Here is a 6,907-nt window from a genome sequence, read left to right as displayed (position 1 = left end):
ATCCTCGGGCTTCTGGTAGTTGGCCAGCAAGCTGTCGGCCAGTTTGAGCAGTTCCGGGTCGGGCTTGGCCCGCTTGTTACGCTTTACAACGGTCATTGTTTCTCCTTGGTGGCGGCAGTGTCCTGCCAAATGACCGTTTACACAAAATTATTTACACCCTCTCGTCGCGCAATGTGCTCAGTTCCGTGGATATACTTGCGCAGGAAGTAATCCAGCAACAGCAAGTCAATCACACCTGGGAACTGTTGACGCGTGCGCCGGGCGTGATGCTGACCCAGTTCCGACAAGGCAATGAGTCCGGCAAGCTATCGTTCCGTGGCTTTAACGGTGAAGGCGAGGTCAATGCCGTCAAGCTCCTGATCGATGGCATCCCCAGCAACGACAACGCCGGCGGCATGCCCTTCCTGGACATGCTATTACCCCTGGAGATCAGCCGTATCGAGATCGTGCGCGGCACCAACGATCCGCGTTATGGTCTGCATAATATCGCCGGAAATGTCAATATGCATACGCGTACGGGCGGTAACGACGGCGAAGCGCGGGTCAGCTATGGCAGCTTCCATACCCGCGAAATGCAGCTTGCCCAAGGCATCGAACAAGGTAACTGGACGCAAAATTACTTCGCTGGCTATCTGCAGTCGGCAGGTTATCGCCAGAATGCCGCCTTTGACAAATATACGCTGTCGGCGAAATGGTTCTATACCACTGATGACGCGCGCACCCGTATCGGCGTGATGGCGCGTCACACGCAAAGCAATGGCGACGAAGCGGGCTACCTGGAGGCGGCCGATGCGCATCGTACACCCAGCGCGTCGTACGCGTATGCGCAATCGGATGGTGGCAAGCGCGAGATGAGCCAGTTAAGTGCACACTTCGATTCCGACCTCAACCCGAGTCTGTCGCTATCCGCCAAAGCGTATGTCAACAGTGTCCGCGACCAGCGCTGGCTACGCTATTCGCCGCTCGCATCACAGCAAGAGCGCATCATCGATGAAAGACATTTTGGCGTGCAGGCCAGCCTGACTTATCGGCCACAGGCACTCTCGGCGGCATGGGCACGCGGCATGTCGGTCGAGGTCGGCGCGAATGCGGAACATCAGCAGGATCAAAGCCCGCGCTACAGCACGGTGAACAAAGTACGCAAGGTCACCACGCGCGACCAGCGCTTTGACTTCGATACCTATGGCACCTATGTCCAGGCGATCTTCCTGCCGGTCAAAGGTCTGAAGATCATTCCCGGCTACCGCATCGACAAGGTACAAGGTGACTTCACTGACCCGTCCAAGCAGGTGCAGTACCCGATTCAGGACTATGGCCTGATCCGACAACCTAAGTTTAGTGCCGTCTATAGTCCATGGCAGGCAGCCAGCATCTACGCTAACTGGGGCAAGACCTTCCAGGTTGGCGCGGGAGCGGGCGCGTATCAGTCGAATGCGAGCCGCTTGCGTCCCTCGATGAATGAAGGCTGGGAAGCCGGCGTCAAATTCAAGCCAATAACATGGGCCGATGGCCGCATTGCCTTGTGGCGCCAGGATGCTAGCGATGAGGTCAAGCGCAAGCTCAATGATCCGACCGGGGACTCGGAAAACGTCGGCAAGACCCGGCGCGAAGGCATTGATCTGCAACTCAATGTACACCGGGGTGAACGCCACAGCGCCTGGTTTGCCTACTCACGCCAGCGGACACGCATCGTGGAACCGGATCCGGCAGCTCCCGCTACACAGGGGAAAGAAATTGATCACGTGCCTGGGCATCTTTACTCTGCAGGCTATGACCTGCAACTCAATCCTGCGGTCAAATTGTCTGCCTGGGGCAATGGACAAGGGGACTATTTCCTGACCTCCACCAATAGCGGCCCTAAATACGGCGCCTATGCCTTGCTCAACCTCGGTCTCACTTACCGTGTTTCCCGCTCACTATCGTTGGACCTGCAACTGAAGAATCTGGCTGATCGCTACTACGAGTATGTCTGGATCAATGACGTCACTCGCCATGCGCCGGGCGATGGCAGGGCGCTGTACGTGTCGGCGACCATGCGATTTTAGCCTGTCGACAAAGCCCCTTTTCTGCTTGCCGCTGAATATGATCTTCGGCAAGCCCTATGTCATCTTTTTTGTAGACCATTCATGAATAACTTACGCAACATCCGGTTATGCGAGGACGAGAGCGACCTGAAGCTGCGCGCACTGATCGACCGCTTGCAGCAACTCTATCGCCGGCGTCCATCCCGCCAGCGCCGGTTTCCTCCCCGATTTGCAGGCATTCGTCGCATGGGAGAAAACACGGGCACCCGTGCCGTTAGAATGGCAGAGCGAGTTCAACACGAGGAATTTAATGAGTTCTCCCCCATTTCTGCCATTCAACGCGCCTCCCGTATCGGAAGTCAAGCACGACCGCCGCCTTGTGCGCCGCTACCTGCTGCAGTCGGCGCTGCGCTTAAACGCCGGTTCAATTTTGTTCCTGTCGCTGGCGATCGCGCTGCTGCCGCTCTGGCTGAACCTCAGCCTGACTGCACCGGGCGAAATAGAGACCCGCAAGCTGACCCCGTACATTGTCGGCGGCGGCGTCGTAGTGGCGGTGATGGTCTGGCTCGCGCTGATGTCGAATGGGATCGCTCGCAGCTTTCTTGCGCGGCTGGGCGAAGAAGGCAAGGCGCTGAGTGCCGAGGCGATGGCTTCCTTGGTTACGCGTCGCATCGAGGCGCCGTTCAATCCCTATACCACCTTTGACCTGTGCACCGATTCCTTGTCGGGGCTGGCACTCGGCACGGCACTTGGCTACTCCGGTCCGCCTGCGTTTTTTCACGACCCTTTCAAGGGCCGGATCGTGCTGGGTCGCTGGCGTCCGTTGGCGCTGGGGCGCCATGTCGAGGTGAGAGTATCGTTTGATTTGGGGCCCAACTGCCACATTGAGCTGCGCTGCCGACCGGGCTTGGCTTGGTTCGCGATCCAGCAAGGTGAGTCGCTAAAGACTGCCGAGATGGTGTCTACCCAACTGCAACTGCACCTCGCGCGCCATGCAAGCGCGCTAAATGCGGCTCGGCGTGAGCGCGAGCTGGAACGCACCTCGTTGCAGGCGCGCCTTTCAGCCTTGCAGGCCCAGGTAGAGCCGCACTTCCTGTTCAATACCCTGGCAAATCTAAAGTACCTGATCCGCACCGACCAGCGGGCCGCGCAAGAGATGCTCGACCATCTGGTCGGCTACCTGCAAAACGCGATGCCCGATATGCGCTCGGCGTCCTCGACCCTGGGACGAGAAATGGATCTTGTTAGCGACTACCTGGCGGTGATGCGCATCCGCATGGGCGCGCGCCTACGCTACGCTGTCGAAGTGGCCGAGCAATTGCGCAGCCTGCCATTCCCGCCGGCGATGCTGATCTCGCTTGTGGAGAACGCCGTCAAACACGGTCTGGAGCGGGCCAGCCGACCGGGCCTGATTACCATCAGCGCAAGGCACGAAAGCGACAGTACGCACGGGCTGTTGAGCGTGTCTGTTGTCGACGACGGGGTCGGCTTGACCGAACAATCCGGGCAAGGAACGGGGTTGGCGAATATTACAGAGCGCTTGCTGCTGCTATATGGACGGAAGGCTAGCCTTTTCGTGGAGCCGGGCGACGGACAAGGCGTATGCGCAGTGTTGACGGTGCCTATTGTCGGGAGCCACGCCTGATGCCAAGCGCTCTTATCGTCGAGGACGAGCCTCTGCTGCAGGCCGAGCTGGTGGATCAGCTGCGTGCCTTGTGGCCCGAATTGCAAATCGTCGGCCAGGTCGAAAATGGCATCGACGCGGTGGCGAGCATCGATGTACTGAAACCGGACATCGTATTCTTGGACATACAGATGCCCGGCCTGAACGGCATGGAGGTGGCGCGCCATATTCCCGAGTCGTGCCAGGTAGTGTTCGTTACAGCGTATGCGGACTATGCCTTGGCTGCTTTCGATGCCGGCGCGTCCGACTATCTGGTCAAGCCGGTGACGACCTCGCGCCTGCTGCAGACGATCCGTCGTCTGAAGTCGCGCACTCCCGCAAGCCCGCCGCCGGCCGTGTGGGAACAGCTCTTTGAACAGGAGAGCGCACCGGTGTACCTCAAGTGGATCAAGGCTTCAAGCGGCAACTCGGTGCGACTGGTGATGGTGAGCGAAGTGCTGTACTTCCAGTCGAACGAAAAGTACACGCGGGTGGTGACGGACAACGGCGATTCGTTGATTCGGTTGCCTCTCAAGTCCCTGCTCGACCAACTGGACCCGCAGTTGTTCACGCAAATCCACCGCAGTGCCGTTGTCAATCTGCAGGCCATTGACCGGATTGAACGCAGTGAATCCGGGGTGCGCAGCGGCCCTGGGCTGGAGGTCATCCTGAAAGGCCGGACCGAGCGCTTGACCGTTAGCGAGGGATTTACCAAGCAGTTCCGCCAGATGTAGCAGGGATGTTAAAGCCTCCCTGCCGATTGGCCGACTTCGTGACGACGGCGGATTTGTTGGTTCAGTTCGCAGTTAATCATTTAAACATATTAAAAAAAGGAAAATGATGAAAAATACATGGATAGTCTCCCTGGCTTTGTTATTGCTGACAGTGACAGGGGCAATCGCAGCCACACCCCCGGTGGTGCCGACAGTGGAGGTCAATCGGGCAGTCCGGTTGGAGGTCATCGATACGCTGATTGCCAAGCTCAATGCCCACTACGTTTTTCCAGACAAAGCCAAACAAGTCGAAGTTGTCTTGCGCCAGCATCAGCGCGAGGGCAAGTACGATAGGGTCACGGACGGTCAACAACTCGCCAAACAGCTATTCGATGACATTGATGGCGTTATCCACGACAAGCATATGTTCATCGATGTCAGTGCCGGCCCGGTGCCGCCCGATGATGCAATGCCGCCGCCACCCCAGACGCGGGCGGAGTGGGAAAAACAGGTGCCACCTGCCGTGCTTGAAAGGGTCCTTGCATCAGACCTTGGCGTGGAAAAGGTTGATCACCTTAGTCCCAATATTGGCTATCTGGAGATTTCCTCTTTCGGGCCGGTTTTCCTCGTATCCGACAAGTTCGCCGCAGCGATGAATAAACTCGCTGACACCGATGGCCTCATCATTGATCTGCGCAACAACGGCGGTGGCGGGGAAGACTCAGTGGCGCTACTGATCAGCTATCTTGTTGACGGGCGCACCCGCCTCAACGACATCTGGGAAAGTGCGACCGGTATCACCACGCAGTATTGGACGCAGGATAAGCTCGACGGCAAACGCTATGGGGGCAAGAAGCCGGTCCTCATATTGGCAGGCCCCGATACGAAGTCCGCCGCCGAATCATTCGCGTACCAAATGCAGGCGCTGAAACGCGCCAAGGTGATCGGGGAACGCACTTGGGGCGGCGCCAACGCTTCGCGGCCATATCGTCTCAGCGAGCATTTTGCTATCTTTATCCCAAGCAAGCGCCCGATCAGCTCAATTACCCATACAAACTGGGAGGGCACGGGCGTCACCCCGGATGTTGCGGCAAAGGTGGACGATGCCCCCGCGGCGGCCAAAGTTCTGATGCAGCGACAACTTCATGGCGGCGCACCACTTGTTACCAAGGATCACTAAAACCTATTATCAATATGCCGGGTGCGAAATTCATGTTTGTCACGATGAGGTAGGGCACATATTGAAATCATACCTACTAACCTACTACAAATGGCATTCTGTATCAAACTGCCGAGTCGGCTGGCTTTCTTGACACGCTACGAAGCAGGTATATAATAAAACTTATATAGATCAAGGAGGGCATCATGCTCGCGTTCAAAGTAACTACTGTAGGTGCATCCGAGGGGCTGATCCTGAACAAGGAAGCGAAGCGTATCTTGAACGTGCAGAAAGGCGACACGCTGTATCTGACGGAAGCGCCGGACGGAGCGATGCGCATCACCCCGTACAACCCTGAGTTTGAGCGCCAAATGGCTCTTGCCGAGTCGATCATGCACGACGACCGTGATATCCTGCGAGTTCTCGCTAAATGAGCTGGCAATGGGTACAGCGAGATACGGTTTTTGCGGTACACGACAAGCAGCTTGCAGTCCACGGCGGGCTGTCGGGTGTGCGCGATCTGAACGCCATCGAGTCGGCGCTCAATCGTGCTTTGAACCGTCACACATATGGTAATCCGCCGCCCGACGTAGCCGACCTAGCTGCGGCCTACGTCTACGGCATCGCCACCAGCCACGGATTCAGTGACGGCAACAAACGTACAGCTTGGGTAATCGGGCGCCTGTTCCTGGCAATCAACGGTGCACCATTGAAATTCACTGAAGTGGATGCTATCAACTTCATGCTGGCCGTTGCTGCTGGTGACTTGACCGAGCAGCAGGTTGCCCAGTGGATACGCCAACGTCTTGACAGGCCGTAAGCCTCTTTCACAGGCTTCCTTGTAGAGGCCGGGGTCAAGGATAGGCCGCAAGCCAGGGGCAGGCGGCACTGCAATCCAGCGCCGCCACGCCCCTGAAACGGGCCGTCCCACCCCATACACGAACCGCATTTTTACTAAGGCGAGACTGGATTGAGGTAGGTGCGGTAAGACGAACATAGTAGTTCACACTACGTCCGTCCTCACGACGATAGAGGTACTTTGGCAAGGCGTTTTCCTTATCTTTGTCACACCGTTTTGTCACACCTGTCTCCAAAAACGCTTTTAGAAACAGTAACAGGGTGTTGAATTAATCGCCGTGCCCGTCAACCATCACGGGCCGGTAAACGTTGTTTCATCAGCCCCACTTTCCCACCGCCATCATGCGCAAGACCGACGTCACCCAGCACTCTCTGTACAGTTACCGCTCGTTGGAGGAACGCATCCCGGATGCGCATCCCTTGCGCAAATTGCGAGTACTGGTCGATGCCATCCTGGCCAACATGAACGATGATTTCCAGGCGCTGTATT

The 6,907-nt window shown here is 57.3% G+C and carries 6 protein-coding genes and 1 pseudogene; all 7 read left to right on the top strand.

The window, feature by feature from the left end:
• Positions 1-95: 95 nt before the first annotated feature.
• Positions 96-2,045, top strand: a complete 1,950-nt coding sequence (locus CSZ94_RS26645) for a TonB-dependent receptor (RefSeq protein WP_102124258.1) — start codon at positions 96-98, stop codon at positions 2,043-2,045.
• 289 nt (positions 2,046-2,334) lie between these two features.
• On the top strand, positions 2,335-3,669 hold the full coding sequence (locus tag CSZ94_RS26640; protein WP_102124257.1) for a sensor histidine kinase: 1,335 nt from the start codon (positions 2,335-2,337) through the stop codon (positions 3,667-3,669).
• Positions 3,669-4,421, top strand: coding sequence for a LytR/AlgR family response regulator transcription factor (locus tag CSZ94_RS26635; protein ID WP_102124256.1), 753 nt, complete (start codon positions 3,669-3,671; stop codon positions 4,419-4,421). Before CSZ94_RS26640 ends, CSZ94_RS26635 begins: the two co-directional genes overlap by 1 nt.
• Before the next feature lie 103 nt (positions 4,422-4,524).
• Positions 4,525-5,580 (top strand): S41 family peptidase, encoded by a 1,056-nt coding sequence (locus tag CSZ94_RS26630; protein WP_102124255.1) that lies wholly within the window; start codon positions 4,525-4,527, stop codon positions 5,578-5,580.
• Positions 5,581-5,765: 185 nt separating this feature from the next.
• The gene (locus tag CSZ94_RS26625) at positions 5,766-5,993 is read left to right on the top strand and encodes a transcriptional regulator (RefSeq protein WP_102124254.1); all 228 of its coding nucleotides are present in this window, start codon (positions 5,766-5,768) and stop codon (positions 5,991-5,993) included.
• Complete coding sequence (locus tag CSZ94_RS26620) at positions 5,990-6,379, top strand: type II toxin-antitoxin system death-on-curing family toxin (protein WP_102124253.1); 390 nt, start codon at positions 5,990-5,992, stop codon at positions 6,377-6,379. Before CSZ94_RS26625 ends, CSZ94_RS26620 begins: the two co-directional genes overlap by 4 nt.
• A 380-nt stretch (positions 6,380-6,759) precedes the next feature.
• Positions 6,760-6,907 (top strand): annotated as a pseudogene (locus tag CSZ94_RS29075) (IS5/IS1182 family transposase); the annotation flags it as partial.

It is taken from the genome of Janthinobacterium sp. ROICE36 (genome assembly GCF_002869965.1).
In the GTDB taxonomy this organism is placed as follows: domain Bacteria; phylum Pseudomonadota; class Gammaproteobacteria; order Burkholderiales; family Burkholderiaceae_D; genus Janthinobacterium.
The sequence above is the reverse complement of the archived record's forward strand: the minus strand, read 5'-3'. Positions and strand labels throughout refer to the sequence as shown.